The sequence below is a fragment of the Pelagicoccus enzymogenes genome (genome assembly GCF_014803405.1).
Classification (GTDB): domain Bacteria; phylum Verrucomicrobiota; class Verrucomicrobiia; order Opitutales; family Opitutaceae; genus Pelagicoccus; species Pelagicoccus enzymogenes.
The window spans coordinates 34,632-54,512 of sequence record NZ_JACYFG010000038.1 but is presented as its reverse complement, the minus strand read 5'-3'; the positions used below and the strand labels follow the sequence as shown (position 1 = coordinate 54,512).

General features: G+C 59.0%; 12 protein-coding genes. 5 read left to right on the top strand and 7 right to left on the bottom strand.

Annotated features, from left to right (window positions below):
• Window positions 1-66 precede the first annotated feature (66 nt).
• Complete coding sequence (locus tag IEN85_RS14995) at window positions 67-351, top strand: hypothetical protein (protein WP_191617915.1); 285 nt, start codon at window positions 67-69, stop codon at window positions 349-351.
• 328 nt (window positions 352-679) lie between these two features.
• On the opposite strand, the gene IEN85_RS14990 is transcribed toward IEN85_RS14995, so the two are convergent.
• Together IEN85_RS14990 and IEN85_RS14985 are read right to left on the bottom strand one after the other, a co-directional pair.
• Entirely contained in the window at window positions 680-3,895 is a 3,216-nt protein-coding gene (locus IEN85_RS14990) for a DEAD/DEAH box helicase (protein ID WP_191617914.1), read from the bottom strand.
• Between the two features lie 155 nt (window positions 3,896-4,050).
• On the bottom strand, window positions 4,051-6,819 hold the full coding sequence (locus IEN85_RS14985) for a tetratricopeptide repeat protein (protein WP_191617913.1): 2,769 nt from the start codon (window positions 6,817-6,819) through the stop codon (window positions 4,051-4,053).
• 141 nt (window positions 6,820-6,960) lie between these two features.
• Between IEN85_RS14985 and IEN85_RS14980 the strand changes: the two genes are divergently transcribed.
• On the top strand, window positions 6,961-10,227 hold the full coding sequence (locus IEN85_RS14980) for an FG-GAP-like repeat-containing protein (protein ID WP_191617912.1): 3,267 nt from the start codon (window positions 6,961-6,963) through the stop codon (window positions 10,225-10,227).
• A gap of 189 nt (window positions 10,228-10,416) precedes the next feature.
• Here the strand turns inward: IEN85_RS14980 and IEN85_RS14975 are convergent, their stop codons facing one another.
• From IEN85_RS14975 to IEN85_RS14960, 4 genes are all read right to left on the bottom strand, one after another.
• Entirely contained in the window at window positions 10,417-11,118 is a 702-nt protein-coding gene (locus tag IEN85_RS14975; RefSeq protein WP_191617911.1) for a lipoyl protein ligase domain-containing protein, read from the bottom strand.
• 182 nt (window positions 11,119-11,300) lie between these two features.
• Window positions 11,301-12,221, bottom strand: a complete 921-nt coding sequence (locus tag IEN85_RS14970; protein ID WP_191617910.1) for an SDR family oxidoreductase — start codon at window positions 12,219-12,221, stop codon at window positions 11,301-11,303.
• Window positions 12,222-12,315: 94 nt separating this feature from the next.
• Window positions 12,316-12,804: a phosphohistidine phosphatase SixA gene (gene sixA, locus IEN85_RS14965; RefSeq protein WP_191617909.1), complete on the bottom strand. Its 489-nt coding sequence runs from the start codon at window positions 12,802-12,804 to the stop codon at window positions 12,316-12,318.
• Between the two features lie 96 nt (window positions 12,805-12,900).
• Complete coding sequence (locus IEN85_RS14960) at window positions 12,901-13,926, bottom strand: NAD-dependent epimerase/dehydratase family protein (protein WP_191617908.1); 1,026 nt, start codon at window positions 13,924-13,926, stop codon at window positions 12,901-12,903.
• Between the two features lie 132 nt (window positions 13,927-14,058).
• On the opposite strand from IEN85_RS14960, the gene IEN85_RS14955 reads away from it, so the two are divergent.
• The 3 genes from IEN85_RS14955 (at window position 14,059) to IEN85_RS14945 (ending at window position 18,010) form a co-directional block, all read left to right on the top strand.
• Window positions 14,059-14,751, top strand: a complete 693-nt coding sequence (locus IEN85_RS14955) for a hypothetical protein (RefSeq protein WP_191617907.1) — start codon at window positions 14,059-14,061, stop codon at window positions 14,749-14,751.
• Window positions 14,752-14,756: 5 nt separating this feature from the next.
• Window positions 14,757-15,071: a ribonuclease III domain-containing protein gene (locus IEN85_RS14950; RefSeq protein ID WP_191617906.1), complete on the top strand. Its 315-nt coding sequence runs from the start codon at window positions 14,757-14,759 to the stop codon at window positions 15,069-15,071.
• Window positions 15,072-15,196: 125 nt separating this feature from the next.
• Window positions 15,197-18,010 carry a M16 family metallopeptidase gene (locus IEN85_RS14945; RefSeq protein ID WP_191617905.1) on the top strand — a complete coding sequence of 938 codons (2,814 nt, stop codon included), beginning with the start codon at window positions 15,197-15,199 and terminating at the stop codon, window positions 18,008-18,010.
• Window positions 18,011-18,160: 150 nt separating this feature from the next.
• Here IEN85_RS14945 and IEN85_RS14940 read toward each other — a convergent pair whose 3' ends face one another.
• Complete coding sequence (locus IEN85_RS14940; RefSeq protein ID WP_191617904.1) at window positions 18,161-19,852, bottom strand: Na/Pi cotransporter family protein; 1,692 nt, start codon at window positions 19,850-19,852, stop codon at window positions 18,161-18,163.
• Window positions 19,853-19,881 lie beyond the last annotated feature (29 nt).

Sequence of the window (19,881 nt, the reverse complement as noted above, 5' to 3'; positions counted from 1 at the left end):
TTGTGAACTCTGGTAGTTTCTCAAGGTCCCTACAGTCGCTTATCTGGAACTACAAACCACCGACCAATGACCGATACGACCACCTCACGTGACCTTGCCAAGAAGATCGAATGGATCGGCTTGCGCAACTTGTCCTACTACGAGAAGGAGCGTGTACGGAACGAACTTGTTGAAGTGAGTTGCTACCTGCCCCGTCTCCTCGCCTTGGCTCTCTGGAGCTACTATGGCCAACGCCCCCCCGAATACATGGTAACCCGCGGCTCCGAAAGCAGCTTGCAGACTTACCGGGAGAGAGAAAAGACCAAGACCTACATCCGCGAGCTGATGGCGGATTACAGGGAAGAGGACTGAACGTACTATTTGCGAAGGACCGCCGAATGGCGGTCTTTTTTTTGTCCTCACCAAATGCAGGGGAGGTGTCTGTCTAACGATTTGATCCTTTTGTGGGAAGCTGCCTTGTGCCGCGATTCGCTTGGCTTGTCATCGCGACACAAGGTCGCTTCCCACAACAAGAGGTCTCGAAAGCGCTAAGTTTCCCGCACAATTTTGACGAACCCCCTTTTTGGGGAAGGAGGCAGGAGGGCTTGAAAGAGTTGTGGGAGAGCGCGTTCTTCTTTTTGCAGGTTTTTGTAGATCGGCTCCTGCACTGCGGACCGGGTGGAACCGGTCCCTCCAGCTCCTACTGGCTGAGCACGTGCTTGAGGTTGTCGAGGTCGAGGATGTCGGAGAGTGCTTCTTCGCGCACGATTTCGTTGGCGAGGCTTTCTTTCTTAAGCTGCAGGCTTTGGATCTTTTGCTCGACGGAGTCCTTGGCGATGAGGCGGTAGGCGTTCACTGTATTCTTTTGGCCGATACGGTGGGTACGGTCGATGGCCTGGGCCTCGACTGCGGGGTTCCACCAGGGATCGTAGAGCACCACGTAGCTGGCGGCGGTGAGGTTGAGGCCGGAACCGGCTGCTCTTAGGGAAAGCAGGAAGGCGGTGATGTCGTCCTCGTTTTGGAACTGGTCGACCAGCTCCTCGCGGTTCTTGGTTTGGCCGGTGAGGGTGAGGTGCTTGCAGCCGATGCCATCGAGGGCCTCGGCGATGATCTTGAGCATCTCCACGAACTGGGAGAAGATGAGCACCTTGTGTCCTTCTTCCTGCAGTTCGGAGACGAGGTCGATGAGGCCCTCCAGCTTGGCGCTCTTGACCGACTTGTACTCCGGGCTGACCAAGGCTGGGTGGCAGCAAATCTGGCGCAGGCGCAGCAGGGAGGCGAGGATATTGAAGCGCTCCTTGGCGAAAGCGGATTGGCTGTCGATGCCGAGCACCTTTTGCTGTGTCAGCTTGAGCTCGGCGAGGTAGAGGTCCTTTTGCTCGCCCTCCATCTGGCAGACCAGCGATTCCTCGATGCGGTCGGGCAGGTCGGTGGCGACTTGCTTCTTGCTGCGGCGTATCATGAAATGGGATACGCGATTGGAGAGGCGAGCCGGGGTTTGCGGATCGTTCTCCTTGTAGTGCTTCATGAAGGAAGTCTTGCTGCCCAGCAGGCCGGGCATGGCGTAGGAGAAGATGGACCAGAGATCGGTAGCCTTGTTTTCGACAGGCGTGCCGGTGAGAGCGATGCGGTGCTCGGACTTAAGGTCGCGGGCGGCCTTGGCGGTTTGGGAGGTCGGGTTCTTGATGTATTGGGCTTCGTCAAGGATGGTGACCGTCCATTTGACTTGATGGAACAGGTCTTTGCGGATGCGCAGCTGGGAGTAGTTGGCCACGAGGATGTCGGAGCCGTCGAGTTGCCAGGTGGCGGCTTGGTGAACGTCCGGGTCGAAGATGGAGATCTTCAGCACGCTGGAGTGGATTTCCACTTCCTTTTGCCAGACGTGCATGACGGACTTTGGGCAGACCACGAGGCAGGAGAAGGGAGGTTCGTCAGCGGGCCGGTTGAGTTTGAGCCAAGTGAGCCAAGTCAGGGTTTGCAGCGTTTTACCGAGACCCATGTCGTCGGCGAGGACGCCGCCAAAATTGTTATGGGCGAGGTAGGCGAGGAACTTGAAGCCTTCGACCTGGTAGGGACGCAATTCGGAGGTGATGCCCTTGGGGACTGCGGCGGCGGTCTTGGCGCTGAGTTCTTTGGAGCGCTTGCGTATGGCCTCGCGTTGCTCCTCGAATGCGGTTTCTTCCAGTTTCGCTTCCGCGAGCTGAAGGGTGTGCAAGGAATGGGAACCGGAGCCTGCCTCGTCGAAGTGCACGCCGAGGGTGTCGAGCAATTGCTTGTCGGTGTCGACGACTTCGCTTTCGAAGCGCTTCCATCCTTTGCCGGGGAGGTAGGTGTATTCTCCGCGGGCCCGCATCACCAGTTGCTTTTCCTCTTCGGAGAGGTTGGTGTCTACGAATTGAGGGTCGAGCTTCAGGTTGAACCAGTCCGCGTTGTCGTCCGGCGAGACGGTGAGGGCGTAGCGTCCAGCGGGCCGACCGTCGACCAGGGTGTCCAGTTCCTCGTCGGGGATGAGTTGGATATCGTCGGGGATTTCTTGTATCCACTCGATGAATTCACGGGCGAAGCCTTGTTCGATGGTGCGGCTCCAGAGCCCTTCGTCTTCCTCTTCCTCGAGGTCGAAGGCTTCTAGAACTTCGGGCACGTAGTCGCTTGGCGGCTGCTCGAATAGGGTGCGTTCGGGAGGAGTCGAGACGGAGCTTTCTTCGTCCTCCGGATTGGAGCTCGGTTTCCAGCCGTCGCTGCCGAGCAGGAACCAATATTCCTGGTCGGGGGAGACGGAGTAGAGCCGGCAGTCGAGCCAGGTTTTCTTGGCCCACTTTTCCTCGTTCTTGCGGATTTGGCAATAGAGGCGGGCTTGCATGGGAATGCAGACGAGGTCGTCGCCCACGGATTCGGGCAAGGGCAGCTTCTGGTTGCGCAGGAAGAGTAGCCCTTCGGGCGCCTCGATGGCGGCGGCGGGAATGGTGAAAAGCTTGTTGGGGCGTTCGTTGGGACGGAGCAGGGGAGGTCCGTGGTAGAGGATGTCGCTGCAGAGGTAGAGGGGCGTTTCTCCGGCGAGGTAGATGAGGGGGAAGGGGGCGGCGTTTCCGTTTTCCAGCTCCAGCTGCAGCACGTAGCAGCCGTCGTCGCCGATTCCGTTTTGGATACCGGTCCAGCGTAAGGAGGTTTCGGATACGGGAAAGGGCAGGTCGTTCGATCCGACGATCTGGTCTTTGGTGATAGGGTGGTGGAGCAGCTTGTTGAGGAAGGCGCAGTCCTCGGGTTTGTCGAGGTCGATGCGGGCTCGCTGGGTGGACTTGTAGTATTCCTGAAAGAGGGCGCAGAGGGTGAGGCTATGGGGGGCGAAGCGCTCTAGGAAGCCGTAGTCCTTGGAGAGCCACTGGCCGAAGTCCTTGGCGGTAATGTTGAAGTAGGGTTCGCTTTCGGACTGGCGGCCTTCCCATTTGAGGGTCTTGCCGTAGAGCTTGAGGCGGATCTCCAGAGTGGAAACGGGGGTGACGTACTTGCGTTGGGACAGGTTGCCGAGGCGGTTGCGCCAGAGACGCGTTTCCTTCACGCGGGCGCGCTCGATGAGGGCCTGTTCGATGGGGGTGGTGTCGACTAGGGAGCTGAGAAAGGCGGGCACGGGCGACTCGAAGCGCTGCAGGAGGAAGGCGATGTATTGCAGGAGTTCCAGCTCGCTCTCCGGCTTTTGCACCCAGATCCCGTCGCTGATGGGTTTGCCGGGATCGGGGACCTTGACTTTGATTTCCGGATCGAAGGGTTCGAGGTCCTTGGCGTAGAGGGCTTCGCGCCAATCGAATTCTTCGGCGAGGTCGCTGATGGCCTGCAGTTGTTGGCGCTCGGTGGAGGTGAAGGAGCGTCCGAGCTTGTCTTCGAGTTCTGCTTTCCAGTTGTTCGGTTCTTCGCCAGGCATAAAAGGTATCTCGGTCTTAGAGCGTGTTGAAAAACTCCGTTCCTTCGCGATTTGTTCAACGCGCTCTTGAAAAAAGGGAGTACCCCAAAGGGTTGCCGATTATGGGCAGGAGTCGAGCCCTTGCTTAGATTTTTCGGGGCCGTCCTGGGCTCTCGTCAAGCGAGGTCAAGGTCGACCGGACCGTCGAAGCCGTCGTCCTCGCCTTTGCGGGCGGGGACTGGGGCTGTGTCTTGCTCGCTCTCGGCTTCGACGGAAATTTCGTGCTTCTCCAGGGTATGCTGCGCCTTTTCCAGCCCGCTAGCGACCGCGGATCGAAGGAGGCTGATGGCTGCTTCGCGACCGAGGTCGGGAAATTTTCCGTCGAAGAAGCTTTTGGCAGCGAAGAATTTCGCCTCCGCATCGGTGGCGGCGGCCTCCTGCACGAGTTTCCAGCCGAAGGGTTCGTCTTGGTCGACGTATTGGCCGCTTAGATACAGCTTTCCGAGTGCGAGCTTGGAGGGAGCGTGGCCGAGGCGGGCGGCGGTTTGGTACCAGATGACGCAGTCTTGCGGTGAGGTTTTCTTGATTTGGCCGCTTTTCAGAATGAAGGCGATCTGGTAGCAGGCGTCTAGGGCGGCTTCGTGCAGGATTTCGGTCTCGCGGTCGACGGGGCGAACTCCCTTGTCCAGATTGGTTTCCTTGCTATAGAAGCTATCGAATTCGGAGTCGAGCTGGACCTTGAGGTCGGTCCCGAGGAGCTCGGCTGTCTTCAAGTACTTGTTGTAGGCTTTCTTGGCGTTTTGCCGCAGGCCGATACCGTCGCGGTTGAGCTCGGCCAGCTTGTATCCGGCGAGCGGGTACCCAGACAGTTCGAGCATGCGGAGCATGTTTATGGCTTGCCCTGGGTTGTAGAGTTCGCTTTTGGGGTCGAGCTTGAACTGGACGAGTTCGTATTGGGTATCGTTGTCGCCGTAGTAGGTCAGGGCGTAGGCTCGATTGTAGTAGTTGAAGGCGAGGCTTAGGTTCTTTTTGACGCCTTTGCCTGTGCGATGGCACTCGCTGAGGCGAAGATAGGCGTCTTTGTTGCGGTAGGCACCGGCGCTTTCCCAGTAGGGGATAGCCTCTTCCCAAGCGGCCTCGCCGATCTTGCCGCTGGCCAGCAAGTTGCCGATAGCGTACTCGGCGTAGTAGGATCCGCGGAGCCGAGCTTCTTTGTAGAGGTCGTAGGCCCTGCTGAGGTCTTGCTCGACGCCGAATCCGTACTCGTAGGCGAGGCCGAGGTTGAGCATGCCGATGGGGTCTTCCGTATCGGCCGCCTTTTGGAAGTAGCTGACGGCTTTTTGATAGTCGACCGCCACGCCCCTGCCTTCGAGATAGTAGTAGCCAAGCTTGTAGAGCGAGGGGATGTGTCCGAGCGAAGCGGAACGCTCGTAGTTTTCGAGGGCGACTTTATAGCGGTTCGAGGTTTCCGCTTTGACGCCGAGCTCGTGGATTGCGGGAGGGTAGCCGGCTTCCGCGGCGGCTTGGATCGCCTTGTCCTCCTCCGATGGGCCGAGCCAGGAGAAGTCGCTGGCGATGTAGACGCCGTAGTAGAATCGGGCTTGAGCGTTGCCGAGCTCGGAGGCTGCTAGGATCATGGCCTTGGCTGAGTCGTAGTTTCGCTCGACGCCCAATCCCCAGAGGGTGCGTCTACCGAGGCAGAAGAGGGCGTCTGGATCTCTTTGCTCGGCCTGTTGCTTGACGAGCGCGATGGCGTCGCGTTCGCTTATGAAGGGGGCCGTTTCGGGTGACTTGTAGTGGATCGCTGGGTACCAGCTTGACTTGGCCGCTTTTTCGAAGAGGTCCTTGGCTCGGACGAGGTTGGCGTCGCCGCCTTCGCCTTTTGCGAGCATGACGGCAAGGTTGTACTTGGCCATCGCCTCTTGTTTCGAGGCATGCTCGAGAAGCTCGCGGGCTTTTTCGAGGTTGGGTTCGGTGCCTTCGCCGCGGTAGTAGAGGGTGGCGAGCCGCGAACTGGCCAGGTGGTTCTCCTCGGTCGCCACGGGTTTGAGCCATGCGAAGGCCTGTTCGGGGGAGTAGAGTTCCTCTTCGTCGAGCAAGGAGACGCCGAAGGCGGTTTGCATCGACTGGATCTGCTCGCTCATCTGGTCTGCGTAGCTGGAGATGATTTCGTCCAAGGAGGCTTTGACGTCCTCTCGGTCCATACCTTGGAAGAGCACTTGGCTGATGGAGTTGTGGAGCTTGTTGAGGGCTGCGATCTTGTAGCGTTCCAGGAAGGCCTCGGACTTGGCCTGGTCTTGCTCGGCCCCTTCTCCGCGGGCGTAGCGAATCGCCAGAAGCATGGCTGCGTTGGGTTCGTTGAGCTCGTCGGACTTGTGAAAGCAGTCGGTTGCCTTTTTTGCGTCGAAGTAGGTTTTGTCGTCTTCGTCGGAGTAGATGATTCCCAAGTAGAAGTAGGCGGCGGCTCGGGCGTTTCTGAAGGTGCCGAACTCCTCGGGGCTGAGGTTTCGCTGGGTGGATTCGTCGACCACAGCGAGAAAGTGCCTCTCGGCGGTGGCCATGTTGGCTTGAGCGCCGCGTCCCACAAGGTAGGAGTAGCCTGCGTTGTAGTGTCCCAGAGGATCGTTGAGAGCGGCAGCGTCTTCGAAGCTGCGCAGGGCTTTTCGGGGGCTGGTGAACAAGCCGTTACCCTGGAGATGGAGGGAGCCCAAGGTGTTGTGGGCGGTGGCGTAGCCTTTTTCCGCGGCCTTCTTGAGCTTGGAGATGGCGGCGTTGCGGTTGATTTTGTATCCGTCTCCGCCGTACAGGTGCTTGAGGGCTTCGTCGTACAGTTCGGTGGGCGACAGTTCCGCGTCGCCATAGTCGAATTCTTGCCCGGCGAGGGGGTGAAGGAGCGCGAGGGCGATGAGGGGAAGAAGAAACCGATAGATCTGCGATGGATTCACGCAAGAGTTACTACCTAGACTGCGGCGAGGTACAAGGTGAAATCTCAGGCGTGTTATCGATGGAATTTTTGATGCGGATGGAAAATTGATGCGCTTTTTCGCTGACGAGTCGGGCGATCGTCCGGAAGATCTTAACCAGGCATGAGTAGATTCAGAGTTGGGATTTGTTTAGGGGCTCTGTCGTTGGGAGCGGTGGCCTTGTTTTCGCAGACGAATAACAATAGCGTGAGCTGGCGAGCGCTGCAAGCGCCGAACGAGGCGGAGGGCGAAACGCTCTTTCAAATGATCGTGCCGGAGGATTCGGGGATCCGCTTTGAAAATCGCTACGACCATCCGCAGCGTTGGACGCAGCTTTGGCACCAGTATTTTTTGGGCACCTTTGGCAGCGGCTTGTCGCTGGGGGACGTGAATGGCGACGGGTTGCCGGACATTTTTGCGGTGGGCAAGGATTCGCCGAACGCACTGTATCTGAATCGTGGAGACTTCCGCTTCGAGGATGTCACGGAGAGCGCTGGACTTGCTGGCAAGGCTGGGATCGGAGCAGGCAGCACGCTGCTGGACATCGACAACGACGGAGACCTCGACCTCTATGTTACCTACACCGGATTTGCCAACGAGCTGTTTATCAACGACGGGGCCGGCGTTTTTTCCGAAGAGGCGGAACAATGGGGATTGGCGATCGATACGGGGTCCAATGCTCCCTCTTTTGCGGACTATGACCGCGATGGAGACTTGGACCTTTATCTCCAGTGCAACTTCTTGCAGCGTTCAGGGATTCCGGAGGGAATGCCGGACCGCTTGTTTGAAAACCGGGACGGAACCTTCGTGGAGGTGACCGAACAAGCGGGGATATCGGGAGCTGGTCAAGGGCATGCCGCGATCTGGTGGGATTTCGACGAGGATGGTTGGCCTGACATCTACATTGCCAACGATTTCGAACCTGCCGACAAGCTGTATCGGAACAACAAGGACGGAACGTTCACGGACGTGATCAACGAAGCCATCGTGAGTTCTCCCTATTCGGCGATGGGGGCGGATCTCGGTGACTTCAACAACGACGGGCGCATGGATTTTATGGTGTCGGAGATGGCGACACATGATTATGTGAAGCATCACAAGACGATTGGATCTATTGCGACCAAGGTATTGTATGCAGATACGGATACTGTCAGTCAGTTCATGAAGAACATGGTGTCGCTCAAGATCGGTCCGGATCAGTTTGCGGAAGTGTCTTATTTGCTAGGTCTGGACGCGACCGATTGGACTTGGGCGACGCGTTTTGCCGATCTGGATAACGACGGGCTGTTGGATGCTTATTTTGCCAACGGAATGGCGCGAGCCTTTCACGATGGGGATATTGGCAAGCGTTCAACTCAGGCGAAAACGGGTTGGCAGCGGATGGCATATTTCAAGAACAGTCCGCAGTACGACGAGCAGAATTTGGCGTATCGAAATCTTGGCGACTTTGCTTTTGAGGATGTCAGCGAGGAGTGGGGGCTTGACCTGATAGGGGTCAGCTTCGCAGCTGCGTTCGCGGATTTCGACGGCGATGGAGACCTGGACATGGTGCTCAGCAACATGGAGGACAATCTCACGCTTTACCGGAACAATGCGACAACTGGGAGCCGGTTGTTGGTGGAGCTGGAAGGAGTGGATAGCAATCGAGGAGGCGTTGGAGCCAAGCTACGCTTGTTCGTGGGGGATCAAGTGATGGCGCGAGAAGTGTCGTTGACGCGTGGATACTTGTCCAACGATGAGCCGATTGTACATTTCGGCCTGGGTAAAGGCTCTGAAATCGATCGCTTGGAAATAGAGTGGCCGAGCGGAGCGACGCAAACGGTTCGCGAACTGCAAGCGGGTCGGCGATATTTCGTGCGAGAGCAAGCGGACGAAACTCCGCTTTGGGGAGGTGAGGAGCCGCTCTTTGTTCGTTCCGAAATCGGGGTTCCTGAGGAAACGTGGAGCAGCGAAGATCACTACCAGATGTTTCCTATGCAGTTGTTGATACCTGCGGTGGAGATCCGTGATGGACCGGAGTTGGCTGTGTCTGACGTCAATGGAGACGGCTATGAGGACGTTCTCTTGGGAGGGGCGACGGGGCAGGGAACGCGCTTGTTTTTGAATCGCTCCGGCGAATCGCTGGAGTGGTTGGAGCTAGACGACTTTGAAGATGACTTCGACAGCGAAGACAAGAGCTTGCGGCTTTTCGATTTCGAAGGGGACGGAGACTTGGATCTCTTTGTGGCATCGGGGGGGATTGAATTGGATCCGGAAGACGACTTCTACGAGGACCGTCTCTACCTCAATGACGGCGCCGGCAAATTCGACCGAGCGAGCCGCCGTACGCTGCGTTCTGAGCCTTACGCCTCTGGCGCGACAGCGGCTATCGACTACGATAATGATGGGGACCTTGATCTTCTCGTTGCGGGTGGCTCGGTTAAAGGAATGTACCCGCAGTACGAGGACAATCTAGTGTGGCGTCGCGACGAGGACGGTTTTGTCGTGGATGAAGATAGCGCTTTCGCTAAAGCGTTTCGCAGATCGGGAAATACCAGTGAACTGTTGGTTGTGGATTGGGATGGCGATGGGGCATTGGACTTGGTTCAGGCTGTGATATGGGGAGCTCCCGTTCTCTGGAGAAGCGAAGAGGGGCAATTGGTGCGGGTGGCGGATGCTTTTGCTGAGGAGACGATGCGTGGGGTTTGGCGTTCTGCTGCCGCTGGAGATTTCGATGGGGATGGTTTGATAGATCTCGTATTCGGTAACTATGGTTTGAATACGAAGTATAAGGCCAGCGAGCAGGAACCGGTTCGTTTGTTTGCGCCTGACAATCAATATTTGGTAAACACTTATATTGAAGCGAAAGTGCGTGATGGGCGTGTCTTGCCGATGGAGAATCGTGAGGTTCACGATATCCAGTTTCCGGGACTGATGGACAAGACCAGCGAAAATATTTCGGCCTTCGCGGAGATGGAAGTGGAGGAAATCTTCACGGCGGAACTTCTGTCCAAGTACAAGGCGTACGATATGACGGAGACCCGTAGCGTCGTGTTGATGCAGACGGAGGCGGGACGCTTTGTGAAGCGCGCCTTGCCTCGCTGGGCGCAAAGTGGAGTGGGGATCGACCTACTCGCGGTCGATGTCGATTCGGATGGTGACCTTGACTTGGTAATGGCCCACGAGATGCATGCACCGAAGCTTTGGGCGGAACGGTTTCTGCGTGGACACCTCAGTCTTTTGCTCAACGACGGATCGGGAGAGTTCGAGGCCTTATTGCCGTGGAAGAGTGGTTTGAGCACTCATGGCTACCCGCGTCGCCTCGCTTGGAGCGACTTGGATCGGGATGGAAAAGGCGAGTTGCTCGTTTCGATGAACGAGGGGCCGCTGCTGGTGTTTCGATTGCGTTAGCTTGTCGCTTGCGGTGCGGCCGCCCGCTCGCCTCTTCTGAGCAGGGGTGCAGCTAGCTGCAGATGGCGGTGCAAACCCGTTTTACTGCGCGACGCGGTCTGGACCAAGGTCCAACCCTACAAAAACGCGGCTTATCGGGCAGCAACTCTTAGAGTTGCGATTCTAATTGTATCCGTTAAAAGGATACTGTTAGCGTCGCTGGTTCCACTCTTCGGAGTCGAACTGGTCTGTGAGGGCGAGTTCCTCTTCGGGACGCCAGGAGGGGGAGCTGACGTATTCGATTTCGGCATCCAGAAGGGTGGCGAGTCCCATGGAGAAATCGTTGTAGAATTGGTCCCATTTCACTTTGCTGGCGAGCGGTTTCCAGATAGAGCCCTGCAGCATGTAGCCGTTCTTGGTGCGTTTTTGGGCAGCTCCTGCGAGCTTGCTGGGAAGGTCTTTGAGAATGACGTCGTAGAGCTCGGCTTTGTTGAAGCAAACGCTGGGAGTGATCTTGTCGGGGGCGCTTAGGTTGAGTTCGCAGCCGAGGTCCTGTTTCTCCATGGCGTCGATGATGCATTGGTGCACGGCGCGGTAGGAATCGACGGGCTGGCCTTTGGAGAAGGGGTGGGTGCTGGGGATGACGAGCGTATAGGTCCAGTCGTTGGTGTGGTCCACGAGGCCGCCTCCGGTGGGGCGTCGCACGATCTCGGCGCTGAGGTCGGGCACTTCGGAAGTGATGTAGGAGTAGTGTTGGCTGAGGCCGAAAGTGTAGGCGGTGCGGTTCCACTCGTAGTGGCGCAGGCGGATGGCGTCCTTGGGTTCGTAGCGCTGCAGGAGGAGAGCGTCGAAGGCCATGTGCTGAGCTGCGGAACCGGTGATGTCGGGGATGATGTGAAGAGAGTGCGCCATGTGTCGGTTGCTACAGTTAGAGAAAGGGCGTCAAGGTCAATGAATTAGGTGGGGCGTAGGGGCGAGGGGCTTGGGTCTCTGCTTCTCCTTCTTCATCTCAACCTGCTTCTCTTTGGAAGCAGGCAATGTGGGGGATCCAAAGAGGATGAAGAAGAATAAGAAGGAGATGACGAAGCGGAGTGTTATTGGCTGTGGTACCAGGAGCGGACGGGTTTGGGGACGATCAGGGCGTCGAGCTGGTCGGCGAAGGCTTGAGCTTGGGTCTTGAGCTTGCTGGCGAGGGGGGTGATGTCGAGGTCGAGGCGGGCTTGCCGGTGGGCGAAACGGGGATCGTCGCCCCGCTGGGCGGCTTGCACGAGTTGCTCGGCGGGCAAGCCGAAGTGCTGGGCGATGCGTTGGCCCATTTCGTAGCGGGAGATGCATTTTTCTCCGGCCCAGTGGTAGACGCCCTTGAGGTCCGAGCGCTCGCAGAGCTCGAGCATGACGGCGGCGGCGTTGTCGACGAGGCAGGGTTGGCGGTATTCGTCGGTGAAGAGGGGGGTGGCTTGGCCTTTCGACCAGCTAAGCAGGAGGCGTTCGTGCAGACTGCGGGTGCCGGCTAGGCTGTTGCCCATGAGGAGGGGCAGTCTCAGGGTGGTGGCGAATTCGGCGGCGAGCTCGTTGACGCGGTGCTCGGATTCGAGCTTTTGGCGTGCGTATTCGTTTGGTGGAGACGGTGGGGAGTCGCGGTAGTAACGCGCGGCGGTTCCGTCGAAGACTTGTTCGGAGGAAATGTGGATGAGGGTGGCGAAGAGGTGACGGGCGAGGAGGGCGAGTTTTTCCGGGAGGGCGACGTTTAGGAGTCGGCTGGCGGCGGGGTCTTTCTCGCAGTCGCCGGGTTCGGAGATGGCGGCGCAATTGACGATGGCGTCTGGGAATTGCTCGAGCGCGAAGGCTTCGAGGGCGTTGAGGTCGGCGAGATCGAGCTGCTTGCGTTCGGCGGGGCCGGGGAGGGGGCCGTCGTAGCGTCCTGTTATTCCAACTACATGGTGACCGCGTCGTTTAGCGGCTTGGGCGAAGGCGGATCCGAGGAGTCCCGAGGCACCGGTGAGGAGGATTTTCATGGGGAGAGGGAATTAGGTGTTTGGGAGAAGCGCGGTAGGTTGTTGCGGTGTGGAGCCTTTCGGCTTCGCTCAAGATCCATGACGAGCGCCAGCCCTACTTGAAGTGTTTGTGGGAGAGGTGCCACTCGATTTGCCAAGGGGTGGCTTGGGGCCCGACTTTCATGCGGCTGAGGCAGAGGATGGAGGCTTTGGGGAAGACGATGCGTTGGAAGTTGTCGTGTCCGGCGATGAGGAGGGAGGCGAGGAGCGAGAGGTTGGGCTCATGGCCGGCGACGAGGCAGCTGTGGTCGAGGGCGTTGAGCCGGTCGGCAATGTCGCTGGGGTTGTCGTAGGGGGCGAGGCCGTCGCGTTGCTCGAGCGGGGCTGTGATGTCGAGGCCTTGGGCGAGGGCTTCGGCGGTCTGGCGGGCTCGCAGGAGTCCGCTTTGCCAGATGGCGGGGGTCTGGATTTGTTGGTTGCGGAAGAAGGCTTTGACGAGGCGGTCGCATTGGCGGTGGCCTTTGGGGCTGAGGGGGCGGAGGGCGTCGCTGGGAGCGTCGGACTCGGCGTGGGCGTGGCGGACGAGGTAGAGGTGCTGGAGCATTTTTGGATGGTTGAAGGTTTTGGGTGGTGGGATGATCCTGCAAAGCGGACGGGGTGGTGGCGAGCGGAGCGACACATTCACCCGTCCCTCCAGGGGCTATGGTTCGAGGAGGCGGCGCATGCCTTCTGCCATGGTGATGCGGGGTTGGTAGCCGAGGTCGCGGCGGGCGGCGGAGATGTCGAACCAGTGGTCTTTGGCGAGTTCGCTGGCGACGAAGCGGGTCATGGGGGGCTCGCCCTTGAGCTTGAAGGTTTTCCAGAGGGCTTCCATGGCGGCGCCGAGGCGGCGGGCGGTGGGGAGGCTGACCTTGCGGTGGATTTGCGGGATGTCGTGGTTTTTCAGCAGCTCGTTGATCCAGTCCCAGAGCTTTACCGGTTCGCCGTTGGAGATGAAGTAGGCTTTGCCGCCGGGGTTGTTTTCCGAGCGGTCGAGGGCGATTTCGGCGAGCAGGTGGGCGTCGACGACGTTGTCGACGTGAGTGAGGTCTACGCGGTTGTCGCCGTCGCCGACGATACGGAGCTTCCCGGCCCGGGCGCGCTCGAGCACGCGGGGCACGAGGTTGGGGTCGTCGTTGCCCCAGATGAGGTGGGGGCGCAGGGCCACGGTCTTGAGCTTGCCAGGCGGCTGCCCGTGGGCGGCGAGCACGGCTTTTTCGGCGATGACTTTGGTGGTGGGATAGGGACAGGGGATGCTTTCGCCGTAGGGGAGGGATTCGTCTTGGCCAGCGATGCTGCGTCCGTTGAAGACGACGGAGGGGGTGGAGGTGTAGACGAGCTTTTTGACCTCGAAGTCGCGGCAGCCGTTGATGATGGCTTGGGTGCCTTCCACGTTGGCGGCTTGGAAGGCGGCGAGCTTGCCCCAGATGCCGACCTTGGCGGCGACGTGGAAGACGGTGTCCCTGCCGCGGCAGGCGTCGCGAACGGCGGGGGCGTCAGCCAGATCGGCGTAGATCATCTGGATGCCGAGTCGCTCGAGGTCGGGGCGGGCGGTGCGGCAGAGGCCTGCGACCTGGCAGCCTTGGGCGAGGAGGCGTTTGGCCAAGTTGAGGCCGACGAATCCGCTGACGCCGGTGACGAGCACGGAGCGAGGCGGAAGGGCGGTGGGTTCGGGAACGGTTGGCATTAGGGGGGATGTTGAAGGGTGAGGGAGGAAGGGTGAAGGATGAAGTTGGGGGGGGCGATGGGGTGCTTCGTCGGGAACGGGGATTTGGGTTGCGTGGGATGGGGGGATTCTTAGCTAGGCGGGACGAATCTGATGAAGGAAGTTGGAGCGAGAGGTTTGGTGAGGTCATTGGCGATCGTGGGGAGGACGCGGGGCGAGGTACGCCGGTTGGCGGCCTTCGACAAGAAGCGTCACACGGTGCCGGACCGGGTTTGCGGGGCGACCCAGGCCTTTTTGGAAAAGCTTTGCGAGGAGGAATTGAGCGAGGAGGCGGAGGCGCTTTTTCAGGCGGCGCGGGAGCGTTTTCGCTACAAGCGCAAGGAGATTTCGCTGAGCGTGGCATCGGGGCTGGCTCGCTTGGAGACGAAGGATTTCGTGCTGGAGCTCCGCTACGAGTTGGACGAGGAGGAGCCGGCGGAGTACGTGGTGGAGACCAGCGTGAAGGACGTGGCCAGTAGGGACTTGCTTGAGTCGGCGGCTTTCAATGCTGCGGTGGGGCCGCGTTTCGACCGTTTGCGTTGCGCCTTGTCGGGACAGGTCTCGGTGGAGCGCGTGATCGACGCGGTGGAGGAGGACGAGAGCGGCGAGACGCAGGTCGACTATCCGTCTGACTGTTCGAGTTGCACGGTACGGATCGAGGGCGTCTTGGGCGAAGTTTACGTGGACGGAGCGGTGTTGGAGGTTCGCTACGGGAAGCTGACGGCGGCGGGCGTTTTGATGGAAACCTTTGAGCGGCTGGGGACCCAGTTCCTCGAGGCGGCAGGACTGGGGACTTACTTGAAGTAATTTCGATGGACGAAGAACAAGCGAAACGGACGAAGGCTTGGGTGGGGGACGCGGTTCTGGCGTTGTTTGCCCGGGAGTGGATTTTGCGCCAGACGGATATCCCTCTGGGAGAGCGTTCGGCGGTCTTCAAGGCGATGACGTGCAACCAGTTCTTGTCGACCTTCGGGCAACCGACTCAGGTGGAGGCGGATATCGGAGTGGTTTACGAAACGGAAGGCTTGCAGGCGGCTTTCGATTACATGGAGGAGCGTTTGCTGCCTGTATTCAAGAAGCAGCGACGCAATGCCAAGCAGCCCGGCAACTGGAAGAAGCGGCGTTAGTCTTTTGGCGAACCGTTGCTGTGAGAGCTGCGTTGCTGCAGGAAGCTGAGGGAACAGAGCAGGATTGGGGGTTGTCTTCTTGGAGCGATGGATAAGTGTGTTTCCATCAATCCCATACCCATTTTATGCGTAAACGACTTTTAGCTGTTCTTTCTCTGCCCCTCTTTATCTTAGCTCTGGTTCCTCTTGCGAACGCGAGCAACGTTTTCGGCGGCCAGTGGCCGGCGCTTCCTCAAGGCGAAGGCCCGGGGGCAGGGGAAATTTGGGGCGAACTTCCCAATGGGATGCGCTATGCGATTGTGCCCACCGACTCGGCTTCCGAGGCGGTGAGCTTGCGGTTGATGGTGGCGGCGGGCCGGGCTCAGGAAGAGAAGGGAAAGGCGGGGGTAGCCGATTTGTTGGCTGACTTGTCCAACTACGGGAGCAAGGGCGTGAACCGCGAGCAGTTGGTTCGTTTCAAGCTGTCGAACGGCATGGACCCGCATAGCCGCGCCTTCACGGAAGTCGACTTGAACCATACGGTTTACCGCATCGACTTGGAGGAGCCGAATCCGGCGTCGGTAGACATTTCGGTAGGGCTCTTGCATGAATTTGTCGCCTCTCCCTTGTTGGACGAGACGATGTTCGCCGAAGCGAAAGCTCGCTTGGACTATTTCGCGGGGCTGGGGCAGTCGAGGCACGAGCCGAAGCAAGCTGTTGTCGAACGGGTTCTACTGCGCTCGAGCCAGTATTCGAAAGCTGGTGACGCGCAGTTGAAGGAATCGGTTCCGAATATTGGGTTGGCGGACGTGGAGCGCTACTGGTCGACTTGGTACAAGGCGAATCGCATGGTGTTGATCGTCACTGGTGTGGTGGATGCAGCTGCGGTGGAGGATGTGGTCAAGAGCAAGTTCGGCGGCTTGGCAGCGAGCTCGGAAACGCGTCCGCTGCCGGCAAAGGACAACAAGTTCCGTTCGGGCGGAGACTTGGAGATCGCGGACGCTCCCTCGAGCACGGCTGGCCTGTGGATTACGAAGGTGACGGAAGTGGGGAGTTTGTTCGAGCGTTCCGCCGAGTTAGACTACTACCTTTTGGATTTCATCGGGCGGGTTGCCCAGTCCTACGCGACGGACAGCGAGCGCTTGCCCAACAGCGTGATCGAGGTTTATGGCGACCGTTTGGCTTTGAGCGTGAATCGTCGCGGTCCGGTGGTGAGTTTGCTCGAGCAGTTGTTGAGCGCTGACAAGGCGGTTCACCGGCTCGCGGAATATGGGGTGAGCAAGGAGGATCTCGAGGTTGCCAAGTCCGAGTATTTAAGTTTGCGATACAGCTATGACATGGAGGCGAGCGCCAAGCAGTGGGCCCCATTGGTGGCGGATCGTTTGGTGCGCAGCGTGACGCATCAGATTCCTTTCCGCTACGGGGCGAAGCTTTCCGATTTCGTGCAGGGCGTGGTTTCCGGCATCACTCATGAGAATGTTCGCGCCCGCTGCGCCCAGCTGTTTCGCGAGAAGGAGTTGAGCTACTATTTGGAGTTGCCTAAGGGGTTCCCTCTCGGCACGAAGGCGATCAACAAGCGGCTCAAGGCGATGCGCAAGTCCTACGACTTTACTTGGGAGCGCGCGGGCGAAGCGGATCAGGACTGGAACTTCGGGTCCGGATTCGGATCTGGCGGGATGGTTGAGTCGACGGAGATTGTCCGTTTTGAGGAGTATCCAGTTTTGAAATACGAGTTCGCAAATAACCTGCGGATGAACCTCATCCGGAGCGACGCGTTTCAAGGTCGCGTTCAGATGATGGTTTCTTTTGGCAATGGAACCTCCGATTTCGAGAACGCGAATCCAGCTTTTGAGGCGATGCTGCGCACCTTGATGCTCAAGACGAAAATCGGCAATGGGGTGGAGGCTCCTACCATCAGCGAGGTGTTGAAGGCGAAAGGTATTGAAAATTTGGAGGCGGGCGTGACGAAGGACCATCTCTACTGGAGCGGGGTTGGCCGCGACGCTTCGGATTTGGACGATTTCTTCTCGGTTGTGGTCCTGTGGATGGTCACGGGCAAGTTGGACAAGGCGGCCTACGAGGACGAAATCGAGAATATGGAAAAGATGGTCGAGCGGAGTTTGGACAAGAACAGTTCGGTGAAGCTTGATACGATGCTTCACAACTCGGACGACCGCTTGCGCAGCTTCTTCTTGTCGGAGGATGTGGAAGCCCTCGAGTTCGCTTCGATGCAGGAGTGGCTCGCTGGCGTACGCAACAAGGCGTACATCGAAGTTACGGTTGTCGGAGACGTAATGCCGCGGACGGTTTTGCGTGACGTGCGCAAGTCCTTCGGTTCTGCCCCCGCTCGCACGGGCAAAGTATTGCAGCCCCGCCACGGCAAGCCGGTCAAGTGGGGCGAAGCGGGAGTGGTTCGCGACACTTTCGAGATGACGGGCAATATGGGCAACATCACGCTGTTGTTCCCGCAGGTGGCAGAGAAATCCTGCGCGAGCGATCGTTTGGGGTCGGTGTTGGCGCCCTTGTTCGAGGAGCACTTGCGGCAGGCGATGGCGGATCGTCCGGTGTGGGCCGGTAACCTATCTGTGGAGTCGGTGGGGCATCAGATGATTCCGCTTTCGAACGCCATCAAGGTACGCCTGTTTTGTCCCAGCGAAGACGCGGAGGAAGCGGAGGCCCTGCTGCTGGAGGCGGCTGCGAGTTTCGAGGCTTCCCTGAGGGAGCCGCTTCTCGTGGCGGCGGAGCGCGCTGCGGTCTTGGGCTTGAAGCGGATTTCCCGCTCGCAGTCTGCTCTGGTAGGCCTTTTCAAGCAGTCGCAAGGCAAGCCTAAGACCTTGGGGTGCGTGATGGATCTCTTGGAGAATGGTTTTGGGCTGTCCTTCGAGGATTATCAGACGATCGTCCAGAAGCAGTTTTCCGTGGAGAACGTGCGCGGCGTTTCCTTGATGCCGGCCAAGTGACCGGCAGTTGCGGTCGGATTGTTTCTCTCGTCCGCGGAACGGCCGTGCCAGCTTTTATCCTGGTGGCGGCTGTGGCAGGAACGAAAAAGGCCGCCCCTTTTCTCGAAAGGGCGGCCTGTTGCTTGAAGTCTTTTGTCAGGCTTACCCGGCCTAGTCGTGGGTCTTGGGCAAGCTTTGCATGATGTTGCGGGCGTGGTTGGCGATGCGCTCGCAGGTGTTGACGATATCGATGTAGAGCAGCTCCGGCTTCACGTTGTCGGGCGACTCGATCATGCGGTTGACGGAGCGCTTGCGAAGTTCTTTGCGCTTTTCGTTGATGGCTTTCTCGAAGTCGATGGTGAGCTCCATGTCGGCGGCGGAGACTTCGCTGCTGAGCTTGGAGCTGTAGAGGTCGATGAAGCGCTCCACGAGTTTGCCGAACTGCACGACTTCCTTCTCCGCGAGGGGGGTCACGAGCCGGTTTTTCTTGTAGCGGCGCACGGCGCGGTTGGTCATGCGGTGGCAGCAGTCGCCGATCTCCTCGAGCTCGGCAGCGACGCGGAGGTAGGAGTAGGCGAGTTCGCGGGTCTCTTCGGAAACTTCGTCCGAGGTACAGCGAATGAGGTACTCGGTGAGCTCGTCGGTGAGGATGTTGCTCTCCTTTTCGAGGGCGTCGATCTCCTTGACCTGCTTGGACATGTCCTGGTCGGGGTGCTCGTAGATCTCGATGAACTTCTGGAACATGCTCTTGGTGAGGTCGCCGAGGCGCTGGAAGGCGTTGGTAGCTTCGCGGAAGTTGAGCTCGCCGGTGCCGAGGGTGAAGGTGCGCAGGTAGCGGAAGGTGGTTTGACGGGAGGCGTCGGGGCGGTCCTTTACCATCTTGGTCACCAGCTTCGCGATCTGGCCGGTGAAGCCGACGAGGAGGCAGATGTTGAAGAGGTTGAACATCGTGTGGAAGAGGGCCAGCTTGGTGGTGAGCTCGTTGTCCTTGAGGATGAAGCCCGGCACGGCGCTGGACACGGTTTCGTAGGTCCAGATCACGAGGCTGCTGAAGGGGGTGATGAGGAAGAGCATCCAAGTGACGCCGAGGAGATTGAACATCAAGTGAGCCCGAGCGGCGCGCTTGGCGGCGACGTTGGCCGGCAGGGAGGCGAGGAAGGCGGTGATGGTGGTGCCGATATTTTCGCCGAGGATGATGGCGGCGCTTTGCTCGAAGTTGAGCCAGCCGAGGGAGGCCATGGTGAGGGTGATGGCCATGGCGGCGGACGAGGACTGCACGATGACCGTGAGCACGGTTCCGAGGAAGATGAAGATAACGAGCGATAAGAAGCCGTAGTTGGACAGGTTGGTGATCCACTCCAGCATCTCGACGTTGCTTTTAACGTCGGGCACGGAGCCCTTGAGCTCGCCTAGGCCTAGGAAGAGCAAGCCGAAGCCTGTGAGGAAGTTGCCGAAGTGGCGACGCTTGTGCCCTTTGAGGAAGCTGAGGGCGACGCCAATGCCGATGATGGGGATGGCGACGGAAGCGAGGCTGAACTTGAAGCCGGCGGCCACGATCCAGGCGGTTATGGTGGTGCCGAGGTTGGCGCCCATGATGACGCCGATGGACTGGACGAGGGTGAGCAGCTGGGCGTGCACGAAGCTCACGACCATGACGGTGGTGGCTGAGGAGGATTGCACGAGGCTAGTGATGAACAGTCCGGTGAGGATTCCCATGAACCGGTTGGTGGTCATGGAGCTCATGATGGCACGGAGCTTTTCGCCGGCGAACTTGAGGATGGACTCGCTCATCAGCTTCATGCCGAAAATAAAAATTCCCAAGGCGCCGAGGACCTGGAGGAGGAGCATCAGTGTGTCGTACATTGTAAGGCTTTGTGATTACGGAGGAAGGT

Excerpts from the sequence above, each read along its gene's own strand:
- IEN85_RS14980 (WP_191617912.1), top strand. The coding sequence starts at position 6,961 with ATGAGTAGATTCAGAGTTGGGATTTGTTTAGGGGCTCTGTCGTTGGGA.
- IEN85_RS14950 (WP_191617906.1), top strand. The coding sequence starts at position 14,757 with ATGGACGAAGAACAAGCGAAACGGACGAAGGCTTGGGTGGGGGACGCG.
- IEN85_RS14970 (WP_191617910.1), bottom strand. The coding sequence starts at position 12,221 with ATGAAAATCCTCCTCACCGGTGCCTCGGGACTCCTCGGATCCGCCTTC.
- sixA (WP_191617909.1), bottom strand. The coding sequence starts at position 12,804 with ATGCTCCAGCACCTCTACCTCGTCCGCCACGCCCACGCCGAGTCCGAC.
- IEN85_RS14945 (WP_191617905.1), top strand. The coding sequence starts at position 15,197 with ATGCGTAAACGACTTTTAGCTGTTCTTTCTCTGCCCCTCTTTATCTTA.
- IEN85_RS14955 (WP_191617907.1), top strand. The coding sequence starts at position 14,059 with ATGAAGGAAGTTGGAGCGAGAGGTTTGGTGAGGTCATTGGCGATCGTG.
- IEN85_RS14995 (WP_191617915.1), top strand. The coding sequence starts at position 67 with ATGACCGATACGACCACCTCACGTGACCTTGCCAAGAAGATCGAATGG.
- IEN85_RS14990 (WP_191617914.1), bottom strand. The coding sequence starts at position 3,895 with ATGCCTGGCGAAGAACCGAACAACTGGAAAGCAGAACTCGAAGACAAG.
- IEN85_RS14975 (WP_191617911.1), bottom strand. The coding sequence starts at position 11,118 with ATGGCGCACTCTCTTCACATCATCCCCGACATCACCGGTTCCGCAGCT.
- IEN85_RS14960 (WP_191617908.1), bottom strand. The coding sequence starts at position 13,926 with ATGCCAACCGTTCCCGAACCCACCGCCCTTCCGCCTCGCTCCGTGCTC.
- IEN85_RS14940 (WP_191617904.1), bottom strand. The coding sequence starts at position 19,852 with ATGTACGACACACTGATGCTCCTCCTCCAGGTCCTCGGCGCCTTGGGA.